This is a genomic window from Synechococcus sp. W60.1, assembly GCF_047461575.1.
GTDB lineage: Bacteria > Cyanobacteriota > Cyanobacteriia > Thermostichales > Thermostichaceae > Thermostichus.
The window spans coordinates 236,171-255,175 of sequence record NZ_JANSHL010000002.1 but is presented as its reverse complement, the minus strand read 5'-3'; the positions used below and the strand labels follow the sequence as shown (position 1 = coordinate 255,175).

Sequence of the window (19,005 nt, the reverse complement as noted above, 5' to 3'; positions counted from 1 at the left end):
GGGAGATCTTAGGGAGAGGGGAGGCGTTGCTCGTGCAGATCTCCCTCCCATTTCAACTTGCCGCGTAAGTTGCGGATCTCGGCTTGCTCGTAGAGCCGAATGAGGGTGCGCAGCGCTTCGTGAATTATCTCGCGCTTGGTCTTGAGGCCGGTTAGCTGGCGAGCCCGCTCGATCAACTCGATCAGCTCGTCATCCAAGACAACGTTAGTCCGCATGGGAAGCTCCCCTGTTTACGCATAATGAAATTAGTGTTGCGCCAGCTTCTCCCATGCCTCTAGCACCAGCCGCCGGGTGCGGTACTCGCCAAATTGGCGGATTTCTTTTTCCTTGAGCACGCGAAAGGTTTCGCCGGGGAAGGTGCTAGCAGCAGCGCGGGTAGCGTAGCCAGCCGGGTCGAGCGGGTCTGCCACCTCTTCCCGCGGGTCGAGTATGTCTTCCAGTTCGCGTTCGGTGAGGTCTGCCGGGTCGAGGATGTAGCGCAGTTGCTTGCGGGTGAGGCCGTAGAGCTGGGCGTAGTACGCATCCAGTTCAGCGCGGAGGATGGCGCGGCGTTCCTCGTTCCAGGTGAACGGCGGGAAGGGGAAGCCCTCACCCAGTGCTGCGGGCGAGGGGGTCGGGGGGTGAGGTCTAATCACAGCCCGCAATCCTTCGTCTGCCTCTCGCCATACGTCGTCGGCGAAGGGTTTCATGTCCCAGGAGGTGTAGACCAGCTCCAGCGCGCGCGGGACGATGAAGCGCAAATCCTCGGGGGTGTAGGCATCCGGCGGCAGGACGGGGAACTGTTCGATGTAAAAGAAGTTCATGTTAACGCCTGCCAGTTTTTGACGAACGACCCAGTCAAATGGGAGCGAAATCAAGTTACCTGTCAGGGTTGCTGTGAGTACTGAGTTGGTATCTGGCAACAGCAGAAATACATTATCTCCGGCTCCTGTCGTGGGTATTAAGGCAAATATGGCAGTGCGTTCATTTGTTGCATTCGTAATACGTCGGAAGCCGAGCAGCCAGCCGCGCTGCCAGTCGCCCAGGCGCTTCGTTACTTCTTCAGCGGGCACCCAGTACCAGGGCTGGACAACAAAGTGCGGGTCGGCGTGCTGGCGCTCATTGGGGGTGGGCAGTTGGGTGCTGGAGCGGTCGCTCACGCCCTCATAGGTGCCGTAGCGGTGGTCATAGTGCCAGATCATCTTGGCTTCGTAGAGGGGGAGGTAGCCCTCACCCCCGGCCCCTCTCCCAAGGCTTTGGGAGAGGGGAGAAGGATGCTCGTAGGAATGGGCAGTGACATAGGCAGCAATCTCTTGGAGGACTTGTTCTGTGTGGTTGAATATCTGCTCATTGGTAAAGCGCAGCATGGCAAAGCCATGTTCGCGCAGGATTTCCTCCCGCAAACGGTCGCGTTCCTGCTGAGTGGGTTCGCGGTGCACGGCGCCATCTATCTCAATGATCAGGCGGGCATCGTCACAGAAGAAGTCGGCGATGAATTGTCCAATCGGATGTTGACGTCGGAATTTTCGGCCTAGCAGCCGACGGTCACGCAACAATTCCCAGAGCAGGCTTTCGGCGGTCGTCGCCTCGCGACGCAACTGCCGCGCCCTGGCAATCAGTTCCCGGCTGGCCCTGGGTAACTTGTACTCCCCCTCTCCCGCAGCGCGAGAAGAGAGGTCGGGGGCTGCGATCCTTCCCCCCTCTCCCGCAGTGTGGGAGAGGGGGCCAGGGGGTGAGGGCACAAACCGGTTCCCCACCAGCCGGTAACCTTGCTTTTCCAGCTCTGCACGGGTGCGGAAGAGGTGCGAGTCGTTGGACATATCGAACATGCGCAAGAAGCGCACGCCCCAGGGGTTTTCTCCCGTGCGTTCGTTCACCAGTACCGGCACGCGCTGGTAGATGGCGCGGGTGAGGTCGGCGTCTTGCCGGGTGCGGAAGACGGGCAGGGTGCGGGTGTTGGGGTTGATGCGGGCAATGTCGTCCGCTGTGAGGGTGAAAACGCGACGCGGGTCGCGCAGATGTTCGGTGCGAGTGGCGAAGAAGGTAAAGGTGGTGGCGTCGGTCTGGGTACGGCTGCCAGTGAGGGTGAGCAGGCAGAATTTGTAACTGCGATGTACGCCGGGAAAGAGCGCTTCACGGTTTTCAAAATCGAACAGACTGGCCAGTTGTCCCTGTTCTACCAGATCGGCGAAGAAGAACTGATTGGTGGCGTCGGTGGCAATGCCGGTGGGGACGATGATGCCCGCCCGCCCCCGGATATTGAGCAGGCTACGCACCCGTTCGGCGAAGACCGAGTAGGTGTTGATGTCGCCGCGGCCGGTGAGGGGATATTGCCCACTGCCCCGTAAAAAGCGGCTGGTGCTTTCGGCGCCGTGCAGGGCACGCTGGTAGTCGTGCCAGAGGGCGGGGTTGGTCTTGGGTAGGTCGGCGATCAGCCGTTTACGGGCGGCGGCATTCGGAGCCCGAGCAATGGCGGTATTGCGGCTGGCAAAGAACTCTTCTTCCTGCAACTTGATGCGTTCCCAGGGTGGATTGCCGAGGATGACATCGAAGCCGCCACTTTCAAACACCTCCGGGAACTCCAGCGGCCAGTGGAAAAACCGGTTCTCGACGGCGAGGGCCTGAGCAGTGGCAAGGGCCTGGGAGGGGGTTCTCTCCTGCAGTCGATCAGCCACGGCTTGGGTGGTAATGGCCCTAGAGAAGTCAGGGATCAAGGGCTGGAAAAAAGCGGCTGTCCACAGGTTGCAGGCTTCCACTAGCTTTTGGTGTTGCGGGTCTTGGCAGTAGCGGCTGTAGAGCTGCTGCTTGCGGCTAACCTCTGCCGGGGAGTTGTCTGGAATGGCTTCTAGCTTCTGTCGCTCCTGGCTAAGCTCAGCCACCACCTGGTCAGTGTCAAAAGCAAGGGAAAGCTGCCCTGTTTGCAAACTCTGGCACTCGGTGCGATTGCGCTGCTTTAGCGAGCGGGCAGCCTCCTTGGAGTCAGCGCTAACCGGGGTAAAGGCTTCATCGGGGATGCCCTTTTCCAAAATCGCCAAATCCAAGACACCCACCAGCGAATCGCCGCACTTGATGTGGTGATCCAGGAAGGTGAGGGGCTTGCCGGCGCAGTGGGCCTCCAGCCACAGGGCCACGCGGCAGAGTTCCACCGCCAGCGGGTTTTTGTCAACGCCGTAGATGCAGTGCGCCACCACATCGCGGATGGCCTCGCGGACGCACTCGGGGCAGGTTCCTCTTCGCCGGTGCGGATCTTTGCCAGTTCCTTGCCCAACCTGCGGGCGGCAGCAAGCAGGAAGTGACCGGATCCGCAGGCGGGATCACACACACGGATGGACAAAATCGCTTGCTCTTTTTCCTCAGGTGGGCGAGCGGCTTTCAGCCGTTCTTCAATCACTGGCTCCAGCGCCGAGCGGACCAGTTCAGCCACTAGCTCCGGTGGGGTGTAGTAAGAGCCCGTGCTCTTGCGCTCTGAGCCGTAGCTCAACTCAAAGCGAGGCGCCCCTTGCCCAGTTACAATCTGAGGCTGGTAGTCGAGCAAGCTTTCGTAGACGGATCCCAGTTCTTCTACATCCAGCGCCGCGTAGTTGACCCGCCGAAGGGGAGAGGTGGGGTTTTCTCGGTAGTAGGCTAGGTGCGAAAAGGCTTGCAGCAGATCCCGGTTGCTCAGGCTGCACTCATCCAGCTCCAGAGGGGCAAACAGCTCTCCGTTGAGAGGAGCAGCCCCCAGCAGCTCCGCCAGCTCCTCTTGGGAAAGCACCCTCCAGAGCACCCGCAAGCTGCACCAGAGATCCTCGTGTTCGTCTTGGGCACTTTGCCGATCCAAAAACCGCCGCAGCCGCGTCACGCTGTAGTGCTCGCGATAGAGCGCCGCGCTGCTCATCAACCCCCGCTCTTCGGAAACCAAGAGGAACAGGAACCGGTAGACCAAGCGCAGCAGTTGGCGGTAGAGCTCCCTGGGATCCGACAAGAGCCGCGCTCTCAGCCTCTGGTTCTTGGGATGGGCCAGGAACCCATTTGCCAGCAACCTGATGCACTCCTCAACCCCCTCCCGCAGCCGTTCCCGTACCCGGCCACCCTGCTCCAGGGCCTGTTGGTAGTACTTTTCCAGCAGACAATCCCCTGCTAGCTCTGCCGTTTGGGGCAAGCGGCTGCGGTGCAGCAGCCGAAAGAGGATAGCAAAGTCGTTAAACCGCTGCTCCTCTAGGATCTGCTTCAGGTCAAACTCCACATAGGCCTGCCGACGCACATAGGTGGAGTCCCGCAGGAGGCGCAGGGTCAATCCGTTGGTAACAATGCCCCAGAGGTGCTCGCTGCGGTTGAGATACTCCTGCAGCAGCGAGTGGGGTGCCAGGCGAGGCCGGCCAGAAGCCGGCACGCGGCCCAGCTCCTGGCGCGCGCCGACGATGTGCACCGGTGGCGCGTCTTCCGCCTCGCCCATGCGATGCGAGATGGGGAAGTTCATTCTGTCCACCTCGCAGGCGCGCGGTTGATAGCGCACCTCGATCCCCAGCAAACTGAAGAAGGGGATCGCCCAGGCATCGCGGGTGATGCTGGTGGCGAGATCGCTTTCGGGCAGGCGCTGCAGGCGGCTCTGGAAGGCCTCCCAGTACTTTCGACAATCGGCAAAGACCGCGGCAATCTCTTCGACTGGGCCGCGCTTGCTGTTAAAGCCGAAGTCTTCTGGCTTCTGTCCTGGCAGATCCCCTGCCAGCAGCTTTTCGAGAATATCGGGCCCCAACAGGCCTCCTTCGATGCGTACCCCAGAAAACTCGCTCATCGGCAAACCACCGGTTGGAGAACAAGGAGTCCTAAAAGATCGGGGGGAAGCTGCGGCTTCACCTTCAGCCCCCGCCCCTGTAGGGACACGGCTTGGCGGATGCGCCTATGGGCAGCCTCCAGCTCAGCAGCACGCTGCAAAATCCGCTCCCGCGCCGCCTGCTGCAGCCGGTGATCCCTTCCCCAGTTTTCCTCTGTCTCCTGCCACGGGCCGAGACAGGCCAGGAGATGCTGAACCAGCTCCCGCTTTTCCGCTAGCGGTAGGTTCTCATCCGGCTTGGCCGTGGCCAGCAGTTGGAGAGCTGCGCCCGTCTCCAGCCAGCGGGCCTCGCCGCTCTCCAGGCCAACACCGCCTAGCACCAGCACCTCTTCCGCCAAGAGAGGCTGCCCCTGGGGTTGCTCCACCAGGTAGCGCACCCGCAGCAGCAGTAGAGTTGTAAGATCAACTACCGCTCGGGTGCGTAGAGCGCCGCAGCGGGAGACGACAGCATCCCCTTTCTCTGGGTTGTCGAGGGCTTCCTCCAGCAAAAACTGGGCCAGGGCAACCACGACGCGGTGGTTGCGGCCAATGTATTCGGCACCTTCGGGCGTGGGCGAGTCGAAGCTGATTAGCCAACGCCCGCCTTTGGGAGAGGGCAGGGCCAGGCGAATGGCTTCCGGCAAGGTGGCAGTGGCTTCGGAGCCGACGCTAACCTGGTAGACCCCCGACCGCTTCCCTGGGGTTATGGCTAGGTTGAGGCGCTGGGCGGCAGCCAGGAAGAATTCGCGCACAGCTTCGGGATCCCCTAGCACGGCATCGGTGGCCTCCAGCTCCCGCTGCACTGCCTCAGGCTTGAGGGCCCGCTGGGCAAAACGGGTGCGGTTGCGCCGCTCCTGTTCGACAGAGCGATCCCAGCGCCGGTGAAACTCATCCACTTCCGGCACGCCAAGATCGAGGGTTAGCTGGCGCTCGGCGGACCAGTGTCCCTTGCGCAGGAAGAGGGCTTCGAGCACAGCCTGGGTAACGCTTTCGCTAGCCTCCGGCACAGGCACGTGGGTGCCCAGGGTGCGGTGGATCTCCCGCGCTTTGTTGAGCAACACCTCCAGTACCACGCCATCTACGGGGTTGTCGCGGCCAAAAAAGCGGATGACCTTGACCCGGCTGGCCTTTTGGCCGTAGCGATCCACCCGGCCCTCCCGCTGCTCCAGCCGATTGGGGTTCCAGGGCAGGTCGTAGTGGATGACGGCTGTAAACTTTTCCTGCAGGTTGATCCCTTCCGAGAGGCAGTCGGTGGCCACCAGCACCCGTGGTCGGTCAACTTCCAGGTTCGCGATCTTGGCCTCCCGCTCCTCGTCTCCCATCCTGCCCGTTACACAGGCTACTTGGGCTGGGGATCCCAGCTGTTGCCGAAGGTAACTGTCCAGATACTCCGCAGTGGCAACGTAGCGGCACCAGAGGATGGGATGAAAACCTTCCTGAAGCAACTTTTTCACCAGCTCGATGGCCCGCGCCAGTTTGGTGTCGTGCTCTGGGCCCTGGAGCTGTTTGGCCAGACGGGCCAGGGCCTGCAACCGGCGGCGGTCGCTATCCGGCAGGGTTGGGTCTGCGGCTTCAAGAGCTGGCGTTGGCAGCTCATCGTCGGTACGCTCTTCTGCCGACTCGAACACCCAGCGGCTCAGTTCTGCCTCAACCTCTTCTTCTGCCTCCAGGGTTGCTCCGCTGCGATTGTGCAATGCCGCTACTGCTGCCGCCGGGCTGGACATTACGCAGCGCAAAAGGGCCAGCGCTCCCCAGTAGCGCACTCGCTGCTGGCGCTTCTCTAGTTGCTGCCCTGTGCACACCAATTCCGAGCAAAACCCATAGGTGTCCTCGAACAGCTTGCGCTGCCCCTCAGAAAGGGTGTAGGTTTCATCTTCAGCTTCCCGGGTTGGAAAACAGGTGAGCTCCTGCCAAGTTTCCCGAATATCTCGCCGCGTGCGCTGGACAAAATGACGGGCTAGCTGGACGCGTTGGTCTTCGTTGAGATCCTGGAGATCCCATGTCTCGAACTCGGGCCGCAGCAGCCCCAGCAGCGAGCGGAAGGCCTCTTCGACACCGCTGTGGGGAGTTGCCGTCAGCAGGATCAGGTGGCGGTTGGGGTTTTGGGCCACCGCTTTGAGCAGACTGTGGCGCTCCTGCTGGTTTTTGCCATGGGCCGCCGCTGCCCCATGGACTTCGTCGGCAATGACCAGCTCAGGACAAAATTGCAGAAATGGGTGGCGGTTGCGCTCGGTCTTGACGAAGTCAATGCTGGCCACCTGGACAGGAAAGTGCTCGTAGAGGCTGCGCCCAACAGGGGTTTTTCGCTCCAATTGCCCCACCGTTCCCGAGCGGATGACCACTGGCTCCAGGCTAAACTTCTCGGCCAGCTCGCTGGCCCACTGCTCGCACAAATAGGGAGGGCACAGGACACAAAGGCGTCGGATCTCGCCGCGATCCAAAAGCTCCCTGGCTATCAGCAGCGCCTCGATGGTCTTGCCCACCCCTACGTCGTCGGCAATCAATAGCCGCACCGGATCGAGGCGCAGCGCCATGAGCAAGGGCACAAACTGGTATACCCGTGGCCGAATCGAGAGGCGCCCCAGGGAGCGAAAGGGAGTTGCGCCCTCCCGTAAAATCAGCCGGGCCGCCTGCCAGAGGAGAAGGGTACTGGTGGCATCGGCAGGATGATCCCCAGAGGGCCAAGGAAAGGCGGTAGGCTCCACTCGCTCGAAGGGCAAGGTGCCGCCCACAAGGTTCATCAGGTGTCGGTGAATGCAAACCGCATCTTCTGGGGTGCCGGTGAGGGGCCGCAGCACCACAATTTCTTCTGAATCAGCGGGGAGCACCACCCACTCGCGGTTGCGGCAGCGGACAATTGAGCCAGGTTGCATGGGATCCCTGGGAGCGACCTACCTTTTCCATTGCATCTTAGATACTCTTTGGGGACAACTCTCTCCCATCTCCCAATACCCTGCCGGCAGCGGTAGGATGAAACGGAGCCGGCCTCAGGTACCCCTCTGGCCCACCGACATCATGAGCAGCCCCCGTTATCCGTTTGAGCGTGTTCGCGAGCACTTGCTCTTCCAATCTTTGGAAGATGCCGAGTGGAAGGCGCTGACGGCAGCCCTGTTGCCCAGCTGCTTCTCTCCTGGCCAGGTGATCTTTCAAGAGGGGGATCCCAGCAGTGACCTGTACATGATCCTCAGTGGAGTGGTGGAGCTGCGTCGCCAATATGTGCGACATCCGGGAGATTATTGGCTGGCTACGCTGCACGCCGGGCGTTTGTTTGGGGAACTTTCTCTGCTGACGGGACGGCGGCGCTCCTTTACAGCAGTGACCATAACCGAGGTGCAGACCCTGCGCCTCTCCAACGAGGGGCTGATCCTGTTGCCTCTGGAAGTCCAGGTGAAACTCTACCGCGCCTGGAGCCAGATCATCAGCGAGCACCTTTACTGGCTGGATAGTATGTTCACGGATCTTCTGGAGCAGCGAGGGGTAGAAAATGTAGCCTCGGCTATGGCTCTGCTGCACCAGCGCTATCCCGCTTGAAAGAGGCTCAATCCCTGCTCCGCATAGGTTTGCAGGTCAACGTCCACGAAGACAACCCCTTGGATCCCAAATTTTGTCTTCAGAATGTTCAGGGGTTGCGATATCATGTGCTAAGCAGCAGCCCCCAAGAGATTTCAAGCAGCGAGGTCAGGAGCAGTGGTTAGGGTAGCCATCAACGGGTTTGGTCGCATTGGTCGCAACTTTTTGCGCTGTTGGCTGGGTCGCTCCCAGTCCAACCTGGACATTGTTGCCATCAACGACACCTCAGATGCTCGCACGGCTGCCCACCTGCTCAAGTACGATTCCATCCTTGGGCCGTTGCAGGGAGCAGACGTTGAGCCTGCAGAAAACGGTTTGGTGGTGAACGGCAAGCATATCTATGCTGTTTCCGACCGCAACCCCAGCAACCTGCCCTGGAAAGAGTGGAAGGTGGATCTTGTTATTGAAGCTACAGGTGTTTTTGTCGACTACCAGGGTGCCTCTAAGCACATAGAAGCGGGGGCCAAAAAGGTGGTGATCACCGCCCCGGCCAAGGGGGGAGACATTCCCACGTTTGTCTACGGTGTTAATCAACACACCTACGACCCGGTGCGGCACAACATTGTCAGCAACGCCAGCTGCACCACCAACTGCCTTGCCCCGATCATCAAGGTGTTGCTGGACAAGTTCGGCGTCCTCCGTGCCACCATGACCACCACCCACAGTTACACCGGCGACCAGCGGATCTTAGATGGTGGTCACCGCGATCTGCGGCGGGCCCGGGCAGCAGCATTGAGCATGGTGCCCACCACTACGGGGGCTGCCAAGGCGGTGGCTTTGGTGATCCCGGAGCTGAAAGGCAAGCTGAATGGGGTGGCGGTACGGGTTCCCACGCCCAATGTGTCTCTGGTGGACTTGGTGGTGCAGACGGAGCGGCGCGTGATTGCCGAGGAGGTAAACGCTGCCCTGAAGGAAGCCTCGGAAACCACGATGAAAGGGATCCTCGCCTACTCGGATATTCCCTTGGTCTCCATCGACTACCGCGGCCACGACTGCTCGGCCATTGTGGATGCGGAGATGACCAGTGTGCTGGATGGGGATCTGGTCAAGGTCATGGCTTGGTACGACAACGAGTGGGGCTACTCCCAGCGGGTGTTGGACTTGGCGGAATACATGGCCGCTCACTGGGTGGAGTAGGCTGCTTCGGTTGGCAACCCTCTTCTGTTCCCCATTATTCCCCCATCGAGAACTGGGCAAAAACCTGCCAACGTTTGCCGTCGTGGAGGAGGAGCGTCAAAGCTGACGCTACAAACGCACTCTGGAAAGAACGCGTCTTGAACTCTGGCCAGGCGGCGCGAAAGTGGGCGGGGGTTAGGTCTCGGAAGGCCACGGTTATGTGGGGCACAAACGGACGGGCTTGAGCGGTCGTTTCTTTCCGGTTGAGAAGGAGCCCCATGTGGTGATGGGCTTGAGCTTGTAGCTGCTGCAGTTCTGGGGAGGGCACGACGTGAATAAAAATGACACGCGGCGCGAAGGCCCCAAAGCCGGATAACTGGATGGCGACGGGAGTTTGCTGCTTGGCAAAGGCCTCTAGGGATCCCGTCAAGGCCGGCAGATCGGAACTGGGCCACTCGAACGGCGGCACCAGAGTGATGTGGGGAGGCGAGCGCAGGGCCGCTTGGCTGGCAAATTGCTCGGCAAACTGCTGTTTGATGGCTGTCACCTGCTCTTGCAGTGCTGGAGGGGGGAGCAGAGCAAGAAACAGTCGCTGCTTGGGGTTATCCACCAGCATCGGTAAGAACCTAAAGAACAGGGGATAATGCAACTGTAGCCAAGCCCAAACATCTTGTTATGTCGCGTCCTGTCGCTTCTTCCCCTATCCTGGATCCCTCCTCGGCAACCGGATCCCCAGGTCAAGATTCCCATCCGGCCTCTATTCCAACCTATCAGTGGCACTTGTTCCTGTGTGCAGATCAAACCAAGCCCAAATGTTGTGAGAAAGCTGTGGGATTGGAAGCCTGGGACTATTTGAAATCGCGGATCAAGGAATTGAACCTGGAAATCGGGAGCGGGGGATCCCTGCGGGTACACCGCACCAAAGCCAACTGCCTGCGGGCATGCGACTATGCTGTTCCTGGCCCTGTGTTGCTGGTGTATCCCGGTGGGTTTTGGTACCACTCGGTCACGCCGGAGGTGGTGGAGGAGATTCTTCAAAAGCACATCTTGGGAGGGATCCCTGTTGTTGAGTATCTGGTAGCCCAAGATACCCTCAGCGCCCCTGATCCAAAAGGACATGGATAGCCTGCACGCACTCTGCCGTCACCCGCTGCAAATCGGCCTTATCGCTGGAAGCGGGGGGGGGAATCACGTTGCCAATGCGCACCGTGATGGGGCAGAACAAACGCGGCCACCGGGATCCCTTGGGCAAGACCTTTTCCGTGCCCCAAAGGGCTACAGGCAGCAGAGGCGTTTGGGTGCGGGCTGCAACCAAGGCCGCTCCCAAGTGGGGCTGAGGAATGCGGCCATCGGGGGTACGAGTGCCATTCAAAAAGATCCCTACCGCCCATCCCTGCGCCAAAGCTGCTTCCGTGGCCCGCAGGGCAGCGCGGTCAGAGCCGCCTCTTTTGACCGGGTAGGCGCCGTAGAGCTGGATCACCTGCTTCAGCCCCGGCACCCGAAACAGCTCTTCCTTGGCCATGAAGGCCACCGGGCGGCGCACCGCATTGGCCACCAGCGGCGGATCCAAATGGCTGGCGTGGTTGCTGACGACGATGAGGGATCCCTGGCGAGGCACGTTTTCCTGCCCATAGGTGCGCCCAAAATACAGTCCCCGAAACAAGGGGTTGACCACCAGCCACTTGAGCAGCCAGTAGGCCAACCAATCCCGGCGGCGATAACCCATCTGTGAGTCCAACGATCCCTGCCACTCCGGCAGCAGTTCCCTCTCTGAGTGTAGTGGAGGGTGGGTGCTGAAGGAGATCCCTGGGCTTCAGCTCTCCAAATCGGGATCCTCACCCAAAGCCCGCAATCTTGCCGCCAGACGCTCCGCCCGTTGATGTTCTCGCTCCGCCCTTTGGCGTTCTTGCTCGGCCCGTTCCCGCTCCAACTCAGCCCGTTCATCGCCGGTCAGCAGCAACTGCCCTTGGGCATCACACCAGCGCAGCCAGCGAGCTTGTTTCCCCTCAAAAACGCCTTCCCACACCGTCAGGCCCAGCCCCACCTGTTCTAGCCAGGTCTCGGTCATTTCCGCGTAGTGGCGGCCCCGCAGTTCGAAAATGCGCAACTCCTCTGGCCCCAGCTCATGATTGGGATCGAAGACCGCGTAGTAGCTAACTCGCATCTGCTCATAACGGCTCAGCTTGCCTTCCAGCTCGTCGCCTTCGCGGTTGGAGACGATCTCGATCACCACATCCGGCGGCTTGTCAAATTGCCAGAGCAGGTAGCAACGGTTTTGCTTCTCCCACCATTGCTCCGGCACCGTGACGTCCAGGCTGAGAAAAACATCCGGCACAATTGGGGGCCGACCGATGGCGGTGTAGATGCCTACATTTGCCGCTGCTAAAAAGGTTTTGCCGCGCAAAGCGCTGTAGAGAGCTCCAGTCAGGAGGCGCTGCTGTTTTTCCGAGGCAAAGTTATCCACCGGGGTATCATCCTCTGTTACGAGATCGGCGACGTCGGGAACCAGCAGTTCAGTATCCATGGGCAGATGGGGTTGGGGATGCTAGCGATCTTAGCTGCTCACCTCAGGGATCCTCTGCTCCCTGAGAAACAGAGAAAACAGAGTCCTCGAGCAAGCCCAGGTACAATCGAGAAAGCTTTACTTAACGATGATTTCTTTTTCTTCGCTGCTCGATGCAGATCGACATCCGTCCTGCGGAAAACTCGGACAGTGCGGCTCTGCTCCACATTTTGCAAGTGGTCTTTGCGGAGTATCCAGGCTGTGTATTGGACATCGAAGAGGTGCCGGAGTTGCTTCAGCCTGCCACAGCTTTCGCGGAGATGGGGGGATCCCTTTGGGTGGCGCAGCATCAGGATCAAGTGGTCGGCTGTGTCGGCCTTGTGCCCGATGGGATCCCTGGGCGCATGGAGCTGAAAAAACTCTACACTCTGCCCGCAGTGCGCGGTCGGGGTTTGGGTCGGCGTTTGATTGAACAGGCCGAGTTTGCGGCTCGGCAGCAGCAGGCGGACTCTCTGCATCTGTGGACAGATACTCGCTTCACGACGGCTCATCGGGTTTATGAGCGGCTCGGCTATGTGCGTCTGCCGGAAATTCGTGAATTGCACGATCGCAGCAACTCTGTGGAGTATCACTACGAAAAGCGTCTCCGTTGAGGGTCGGGCTGTTGAACTGTGATGCGTTGGTGATTGGCTGTGGAGTGGTGGGCTGTGCCATTGCCTACGAATTGGCCACAGCTGGGCTGTCGGTCATTGGAGTGGATGCCGGGGATCCTGCCGCCGGCTCGACAGGGGCAGCTCTGGGGGTATTGGTGGGCATTTCCAGTCGGCAAGCGGGTGGGGAGACGGTTCAGCTTCGCCTGAAAAGCCTGGAGCTGTTCGATCCCCTAATCGCGCGGCTGGAGGAAGACCTGGGCCGGAGTTTGCCCGTCAATCGGCGCGGCATTCTCAAACTCCTCAGGGAGGAGGAAGTGGAAGCTTGGCAAGAGACCCTGGCGGCCCGCCGACAAGCAGGTTACCGCCTAGATCTGCTCAGCCCTGCCGAAGTGGGATCCCTGCAGCCCGGCCTGCGCAGCGACCTGGCGGCGGCCATCTACTCTCCCCAGGATCGACAAGTCCAACCCAAGCTCCTAACCCAGGCTCTCTTGGAAGCAGCCCAACGCAAGGGATCCCGCTTTTTCTTCCACCAGCCTGTCCAGAAGATTCAGCGCAGCTCGGATCCCCCCTTTCGCCTGCAAACGGTTTACACGCCCGCTCTCACCCTCTCGGCAGGGCACGTCATCCTGGCGGCAGGTCTGGGCAGCTCTCCTCTGGCCAAAGAGCTGGGGCTGCAGGTGCCGCTGCAAGCGGTCAAAGGTCAGGCCCTGCGGGTCAAAGCCCCCGGGATCCCCCTGGGGCCCGTGGTCACCGACGCGGATCTGCATCTGGTTCCCCTGGGGGATGGATCCCTGTGGGTGGGGGCAACAGTGGAATTTCAGGCCCCTCATCCCGAGCCGACGCTGCTGGCGCTACAAGATCTGCTGGCCCGCGCCATCCGACTCTGCCCGGCTTTGGCCGAAGCAACTTTGTTGGATCATTGGGCCGGCCATCGGCCTCGACCAGTGGGACAGCGCGCCCCCATCCTGGGTTGGGCTCCTGGCTACGCCAATCTGCTCATTGCCACCGGCCATTATCGCAATGGAGTGTTGCTGGCCCCGATCAGCGCCGCCATCCTGCGGGACTTGGTACTGAAAGGGGAAACAGCCCTCTGTGATCTAGGGCCCTTTGCCCCCAGACAGGGCTGAGCCCGTATCCATCTTCCGGCTCTCGGCCCGCCGATGGACAGGACATATGTCAGAATGAAAGGCTGCCTGGTTAGGATCGGATCGTCCGTTGAGTAGCCCAAAGGAGAAGAGAGCCTTGCCGAAGTTCGCCCTAAAAGCCCTCTGGTTGGAAAACGATTTGGCTATTGCCGTCGATCAGGTGGTGGCCAAAAACCGCAGCCCCCTCACCCACTACTTTTTCTGGCCGCGGGATGACGCTTGGGAGCAGCTTAAGGCTGAGCTGGAAAGCAAAACTTGGATCAGCGAAGTGGATCGCATCGAGCTGCTTAACCGAGCCACCGAACTCATCAACTACTGGCAAAACGGCGGGCGCAACCGCCCCATCAGCGAAGCCCAGGCCCAGTTTCCCGACATCCTGATCGGCGGCAACTCCTAGCCCTCTCCCCCCTGTCAGCCAAAACGTGACTCCGGATCTGCCCATCTTGCTCAGGCTCCCGTCTTTGAGCTAGATTGGCACTCGGGAGTTTAGAGTGCTAACTCCCTGCTAGCCGAGCCGGAGGATTCCTGGGAACCCCACTCCGCCTGGCAGTACCCAAAGTAGGAGCCCAGTCAGACTTACGAGGATCGCGGATTCTATGGCAAAGCGGATTCTGTTTAGAGAAGAGGCCCGCAAGGCATTGGAGCAGGGCATCAACCAACTGGCGGATGCAATCAAGGTTACGATTGGCCCCAAAGGACGCAACGTGGTCTTGGAGAAGAAGTTTGGTGCCCCCCAAATCGTCAACGACGGGGTCACGATTGCCAAGGAAATTGAGTTGGCCGATCCTTTGGAGAACACAGGCGCCCAGTTGATGCGGGAAGTGGCCTCTAAGACCAACGATGTGGCCGGAGATGGTACCACCACAGCCACCATCCTGGCCCAAAGCATGGTGCGGGAAGGGCTCAAAAACATCTCGGCGGGCGCCAACCCTGTGGCTCTGCGGCGCGGCATTGAAAAGACCACTGCCTACTTGGTGGAGCAAATTGCAGCTCATGCCAAGCCTGTGGAAGGCCGTAAAACCATCGCCGAAGTAGCCACTATCTCTGCTGGCAATGACAGCGAAGTGGGAGAGATGATCGCCAAGGCCATGGATGCTGTAGGGCGAGATGGGGTGATCACGGTCGAAGAATCCAAGTCGCTGGAAACCGAGTTGGACGTGGTGGAGGGGATGCAGTTTGACCGCGGCTACATTTCCCCCTATTTCGTCACAGACTCGGAGCGGATGGTGGCCGAGTATGAGAATGCTTATCTGCTGATTACCAGCAACAAGATCTCCAGCCTGCAAGATCTGGTGCCCATCCTAGAGCGGGTGGCCCGCGAGGGTCGGCCTCTTCTGGTCATTGCGGAGGATGTGGAGGGAGAGGCTCTGGCCACATTGGTGGTGAACCGCCTGCGGGGGGTACTCAATGCGGTGGCGGTCAAGGCTCCGGCTTTTGGGGATCGGCGCAAAGCCATGCTGGAAGATATCGCCATTCTCACCGGCGGGCAGCTCATCTCTGAGGATGTTGGCATCAAGCTGGATAAGGTCACCCTGGACATGATGGGGGTGGCCCGCAAGATCACTGTCACCAAAGACAAGACCACCATTGTGACCGATGGCAGCACCAAGGCGGCGGTGGAAAAGCGGGTGGCTCAAATTCGCAAGCAACTGGAAACCACCGATTCCGAGTACGACCGCGAGAAACTGCAAGAACGCATCGCCAAGTTAGCCGGGGGAGTGGCGGTGATCAAAGTGGGGGCTGCCACTGAAACAGAACTCAAAGATCGCAAGCTGCGCATTGAGGATGCCCTGAATGCCACCCGAGCTGCGGTGGAAGAAGGGATCGTCCCTGGCGGCGGGGCGACGCTATTGCACCTCTCCAAAGGGATCCCGGCTTTCAAGGCCAAGTTGAATGCCGAAGAACAGGTGGGGGCAGAAATTGTTTACCGAGCCTTGCAGGCCCCTCTCTTTCAGATTGCCCACAATGCCGGTCTGGAAGGGTCAGTGGTGGTGGAAAAGGTTTTGGAGAAGGAGATGCCCTTTGGCTTCGATGCCCTGAGCGGAACCTATGTGGATATGTTTGCCCAGGGGATCGTCGATCCGGCCAAAGTGGTGCGCTCAGCGCTGCAAAACGCGGCTTCCATAGCCGGAATGTACCTCACAACCGAAGCGATTGTGGTGGAAAAGCCTGAGCCCAAGCCGGCGGCTGGCTCTGCACCTAAGGGGATGATGTAGTCTTGCGAAAGTGAGCTTTCTGGGAAGGGATTAGTCTTGGATGTACTCCTCGCCAGAGATCAGGGCAGCTTCGGCTTTTTGAAACTCCCTGCCCAAGTAGGCCGCATGGCTGAGCTGGGAGACCACTCTCTCCTGCTCCTTTTCAAAGATCTGTACACACAGTTCTTTGGCCGTGCGCCCAACATACACCCGTTCAGGGGATCGGTTGACGGAGCCCTTGGCTGGGATCACAGCTCCTGTCTCCGGATCGGTGGCCAGCCCCCGCTCATTGATGACGGTGCTGTAGTACTTGGCGCAAATGAGGTTCTGCTCCCGATCCAAGTAGATGACGAAATAGCCCGCCGGATCCAGATCCAGGGGGCGGCGGGAGAGATGGTCGTCGATACTGCGAATCTGCTCGCTCAGGGGATTGGAGGAAGGGGACATAGAACGGCTGACCCAGAACCACACAGGAGAAACGTAGCCGGGACTACTTTTGGCTGCTCTCATTGTGGCAGATGAACCCAATCTTTAGGCAACCTTTGGGAGAGTTGACTCCCTTCCCGGCCTGGTCATGCACCCAATCCAATGGGATCCTGTGCGGCTCCCCTAACCCAAGTTCTCAGAGCTTGGATTAGCGCGGGGCAACCCGATAGAATCGGGTGGCCGTCACCCACTGGTCGGAAGGGATCCCCTCGACGATGATGGCGCGGGCAATGGCATTGCCCAGTTGGGATCCCCGCACCCGCACGTCGGCAAAGGAGCCACTCTGCTCAAAAGAGGCAATCTCCTGGAAGTTCAGCGGACGGGGGGATGCCACCGCTAACACCTGGGCTTGGCCGAAGGGTGGAGCGATGGTCAACCGATAGCTGGCCCCTGGCGGCGGGAAGGTGCGCACTTCTCCGGCCCGCAGAAACTCGTTGCCACCGGAAAAGCGGTTGGGCAAAATCAGATGGGTACGGCCATCGGCTTGGATGCTGAACAGGTAAACGTAGGCATCGCGGTTGGTGCTCAGGGTAATGGCAATCGGCTCGCCAGGCCGGTAGATGGGGTTAGACCCGTGCCGATCCAGCTCCAGATTCACCCGCAGGTCGGAAGGAACGGGGTTGACAATGATGGAGCGGGTGCCAACATCCAACTGACGAGTATCGGCCAGTTGCAGCCTTTGTAAAGGAGGGTAGATGCCTAGGGTTTGCGGAAAAACAGCGGTGGTCGGAGCCACAGACAGCCCCAAAGCCAGCGGTAGGAAAAGCAGTTTGGCATTCATGGTTCACACCCAATCGATGGCTATGTTCATCCTAGGAAGGGGCGCAGGTTATGCGGGTCAGGCTTTGCGCAATCTCCAATCTCTTGCCGCGGCAGTTTCTCCTGCTGCAGATGGCACCCCCAAGAGGGAAAAGACGGTAAACCAGCGGGGGCACGGCTCTGTTCTCGGTACCTGGGATGGGAATTGGGAGCCACCGGTTTGGCAAGGGTTAATCTACAGGTAAGGGATCCCTTCCTCATGCCAGCTTCCCAGTCAACCCCCAACTTGCTCATGGCTCACGACAGCTACCAAGAAGGCATCGCAGCGGTACAAGCGGGCGATTTCCAGGCTGCCATCCAAGCGTTTCGCCAGGCGGTTGCTGCCGATCCAACCCATACCGAAGCTCGTTACAAGCTGGCCTGGGTACTGGGCATGAGCGGCTATCTGGATCCGGCCCTGACAGAGCTGGAAGCCGTTTTGGCGGCAGATCCCAACCATGTGGCAGCCCATTACAATCGAGGGGCCCTCCTCTTGCAAAAGGCCCAACTGGAAGCCGATGAGGACGGACAAATCGATCTGGCCGTTCTACAGCAGGCAGAAGCAGCCTTTCAAGCGGTGATGCGCTTGGATCCCACCGACCAACGGGCCTTTGCCTTCCTCAATTTGGTCAAGCGGGCCATTCGCAACCATCAGGCGTCCACTCAGGTCTCTAGCGGCAGTGGCGGGTAAACCCCTGCACCAAGACTTCAATCGGCGCAATGCTGGGATCCCCCAGCTCAGCCTCTGCCTCTTGAGAGACCTGTTGCACCACTGCCGGTGACAGTTGCAGCTTTTCCACCAACTGCCGAAAAGCATCCAGCTCTTCCAGATTCACCACGGGCTCCTCCGGGCTGCGAGCGCTGGCGGCAATCACCAGGTAGCCCAACTTGAGGATGAGACGCTTCTCGGCCTCATCGCCGATTTTCGACAGCACCTCCTCCAACGGGACTTGCTGCACTAGGTACTGGCGGATCTCTTGCGCCAAGCTGGCCCGCTGGTCGGGATCCGAAGCAAAATGCTGAGAGAGTTGCTGGGCGATGAGTTCTACTTCCGCAGCCTCTAGCGCACCATCAGACCAGGCCATCGCAGTGACGGCTCGCAGCAGATTCATCTGCTTGGGAGTAATGCCGGGCGGGGGTGGAGTGGGCATATATCCTCCTGGGGTGGCTTATCTGCCAGTGTAGAAGGGGATCCTGGACCCTTCTGGTTAAGTTTGGTATCTGCTCGATGGCTGCTGGCTTTGGCTCAAGTCAAGATAGGTGCCGCCTACCCGGTCGAAGGGGGGCTTTTGCCGAGGGGATCCGATAAGTCTGTGGGGGTTGTGGTCGGCAGCGATTGCACAGCCTGAAGCCCATTGCGTAACATAAGTAAAGCCTGGGGATCCCAGCAGTTTGGAGAGGTGTCCGAGCGGTTTAAGGAAGCAGTCTTGAAAACTGCCGTGGTTCACGCCACCGTGGGTTCGAATCCCACCCTCTCCGCTTACCTGGAGGTGATGCCCAACGGGCCGCAGCTACAGAGATTCACTGGCCCAGAGGGGGAGCTATCCACATGACCATCCTTGATTTATCGACCTTGACCACTCAACAGCTCAAAGACATAGCTTGGCAGTTGCGGGGCACTCCCGCAGTGGAGCCCATCTATCGGGAACTGGGATCCCGACCCAAGAGCATAGTGATTGCACCTGAAGATCCCCAGTGGACAGAAAAGGTTAACCAAATCCTCACAGAGGGATCCCCATCCTGACCGTCGCATCCCAAACAAGGCGGG

At 59.8% G+C, this 19,005-nt stretch carries 19 protein-coding genes and 1 tRNA gene; 11 read left to right on the top strand and 9 right to left on the bottom strand.

From position 1 onward, the window contains the following. Window positions 1–8: 8 nt before the first annotated feature. From NW805_RS03285 to NW805_RS03275, 3 genes are all read right to left on the bottom strand, one after another. The gene (locus tag NW805_RS03285; protein WP_414421619.1) at window positions 9–215 is read right to left on the bottom strand and encodes a type II toxin-antitoxin system VapB family antitoxin; all 207 of its coding nucleotides are present in this window, start codon (window positions 213–215) and stop codon (window positions 9–11) included. 30 nt (window positions 216–245) lie between these two features. Further along, window positions 246–3,167: a DUF559 domain-containing protein gene (locus tag NW805_RS03280; protein ID WP_414421618.1), complete on the bottom strand. Its 2,922-nt coding sequence runs from the start codon at window positions 3,165–3,167 to the stop codon at window positions 246–248. A 1,582-nt stretch (window positions 3,168–4,749) separates the two neighbouring features. Beyond that, window positions 4,750–7,644 (bottom strand): helicase-related protein, encoded by a 2,895-nt coding sequence (locus NW805_RS03275; RefSeq protein WP_414421617.1) that lies wholly within the window; start codon window positions 7,642–7,644, stop codon window positions 4,750–4,752. 97 nt (window positions 7,645–7,741) lie between these two features. Here NW805_RS03275 and NW805_RS03270 point away from each other — a divergent pair, with 97 nt between their 5' ends. Both NW805_RS03270 and gap read left to right on the top strand, forming a co-directional pair. Beyond that, window positions 7,742–8,302, top strand: coding sequence for a Crp/Fnr family transcriptional regulator (locus NW805_RS03270; RefSeq protein WP_414383478.1), 561 nt, complete (start codon window positions 7,742–7,744; stop codon window positions 8,300–8,302). Window positions 8,303–8,458: 156 nt separating this feature from the next. Then, window positions 8,459–9,478, top strand: a complete 1,020-nt coding sequence (gap, locus tag NW805_RS03265) for a type I glyceraldehyde-3-phosphate dehydrogenase (protein WP_414421616.1) — start codon at window positions 8,459–8,461, stop codon at window positions 9,476–9,478. Between the two features lie 34 nt (window positions 9,479–9,512). On the opposite strand, the gene NW805_RS03260 is transcribed toward gap, so the two are convergent. Further along, window positions 9,513–10,073: a 2'-5' RNA ligase family protein gene (locus NW805_RS03260; RefSeq protein ID WP_414373648.1), complete on the bottom strand. Its 561-nt coding sequence runs from the start codon at window positions 10,071–10,073 to the stop codon at window positions 9,513–9,515. A 59-nt stretch (window positions 10,074–10,132) separates the two neighbouring features. On the opposite strand from NW805_RS03260, the gene NW805_RS03255 reads away from it, so the two are divergent. Next, window positions 10,133–10,582, top strand: a complete 450-nt coding sequence (locus NW805_RS03255; protein WP_414383476.1) for a (2Fe-2S) ferredoxin domain-containing protein — start codon at window positions 10,133–10,135, stop codon at window positions 10,580–10,582. Here the strand turns inward: NW805_RS03255 and NW805_RS03250 are convergent. After that, entirely contained in the window at window positions 10,551–11,183 is a 633-nt protein-coding gene (locus NW805_RS03250) for a lysophospholipid acyltransferase family protein (protein ID WP_414421615.1), read from the bottom strand. The genes NW805_RS03255 and NW805_RS03250 overlap by 32 nt on opposite strands. 87 nt (window positions 11,184–11,270) lie before the next feature. Beyond that, entirely contained in the window at window positions 11,271–11,981 is a 711-nt protein-coding gene (locus NW805_RS03245; RefSeq protein WP_414330056.1) for a Uma2 family endonuclease, read from the bottom strand. Between the two features lie 152 nt (window positions 11,982–12,133). On the opposite strand from NW805_RS03245, the gene NW805_RS03240 reads away from it, so the two are divergent. From NW805_RS03240 to groL, 4 genes are all read left to right on the top strand, one after another. After that, the gene (locus NW805_RS03240) at window positions 12,134–12,613 is read left to right on the top strand and encodes a GNAT family N-acetyltransferase (protein WP_414330053.1); all 480 of its coding nucleotides are present in this window, start codon (window positions 12,134–12,136) and stop codon (window positions 12,611–12,613) included. Window positions 12,614–12,624: 11 nt separating this feature from the next. After that, window positions 12,625–13,740 carry an NAD(P)/FAD-dependent oxidoreductase gene (locus NW805_RS03235; protein ID WP_414421614.1) on the top strand — a complete coding sequence of 372 codons (1,116 nt, stop codon included), beginning with the start codon at window positions 12,625–12,627 and terminating at the stop codon, window positions 13,738–13,740. 88 nt (window positions 13,741–13,828) lie between these two features. Then, window positions 13,829–14,155 carry a 30S ribosomal protein PSRP-3 gene (locus NW805_RS03230; protein WP_414330048.1) on the top strand — a complete coding sequence of 109 codons (327 nt, stop codon included), beginning with the start codon at window positions 13,829–13,831 and terminating at the stop codon, window positions 14,153–14,155. Between the two features lie 199 nt (window positions 14,156–14,354). Next, on the top strand, window positions 14,355–15,974 hold the full coding sequence (groL, locus tag NW805_RS03225; protein ID WP_414357711.1) for a chaperonin GroEL: 1,620 nt from the start codon (window positions 14,355–14,357) through the stop codon (window positions 15,972–15,974). Window positions 15,975–16,004: 30 nt separating this feature from the next. On the opposite strand, the gene NW805_RS03220 is transcribed toward groL, so the two are convergent. Both NW805_RS03220 and NW805_RS03215 read right to left on the bottom strand, forming a co-directional pair. Next, window positions 16,005–16,400 carry a DUF4346 domain-containing protein gene (locus NW805_RS03220; RefSeq protein ID WP_414407603.1) on the bottom strand — a complete coding sequence of 132 codons (396 nt, stop codon included), beginning with the start codon at window positions 16,398–16,400 and terminating at the stop codon, window positions 16,005–16,007. Between the two features lie 187 nt (window positions 16,401–16,587). After that, the gene (locus NW805_RS03215) at window positions 16,588–17,220 is read right to left on the bottom strand and encodes a DUF4384 domain-containing protein (protein ID WP_414330041.1); all 633 of its coding nucleotides are present in this window, start codon (window positions 17,218–17,220) and stop codon (window positions 16,588–16,590) included. Window positions 17,221–17,457: 237 nt separating this feature from the next. On the opposite strand from NW805_RS03215, the gene NW805_RS03210 reads away from it, so the two are divergent. Beyond that, window positions 17,458–17,928, top strand: coding sequence for a tetratricopeptide repeat protein (locus NW805_RS03210; RefSeq protein ID WP_414421613.1), 471 nt, complete (start codon window positions 17,458–17,460; stop codon window positions 17,926–17,928). Here the strand turns inward: NW805_RS03210 and NW805_RS03205 are convergent. Further along, a complete protein-coding gene (locus NW805_RS03205; RefSeq protein ID WP_414421612.1) occupies window positions 17,909–18,388 on the bottom strand; it encodes a TerB family tellurite resistance protein in 480 nt (159 codons plus the stop codon). The genes NW805_RS03210 and NW805_RS03205 overlap by 20 nt on opposite strands. Window positions 18,389–18,451: 63 nt before the next feature. Here NW805_RS03205 and NW805_RS03200 point away from each other — a divergent pair, with 63 nt between their 5' ends. The 3 genes from NW805_RS03200 to NW805_RS03190 all read left to right on the top strand — a co-directional run bounded on the left by NW805_RS03200 (window position 18,452) and on the right by NW805_RS03190 (window position 18,981). Further along, window positions 18,452–18,586: a hypothetical protein gene (locus NW805_RS03200; RefSeq protein WP_414421611.1), complete on the top strand. Its 135-nt coding sequence runs from the start codon at window positions 18,452–18,454 to the stop codon at window positions 18,584–18,586. A gap of 45 nt (window positions 18,587–18,631) precedes the next feature. Continuing rightward, window positions 18,632–18,716 (top strand) — tRNA-Ser (locus NW805_RS03195). Between the two features lie 70 nt (window positions 18,717–18,786). Beyond that, window positions 18,787–18,981 (top strand): hypothetical protein, encoded by a 195-nt coding sequence (locus tag NW805_RS03190; protein WP_011433320.1) that lies wholly within the window; start codon window positions 18,787–18,789, stop codon window positions 18,979–18,981. The last annotated feature ends 24 nt before the right edge of the window (window positions 18,982–19,005 follow it).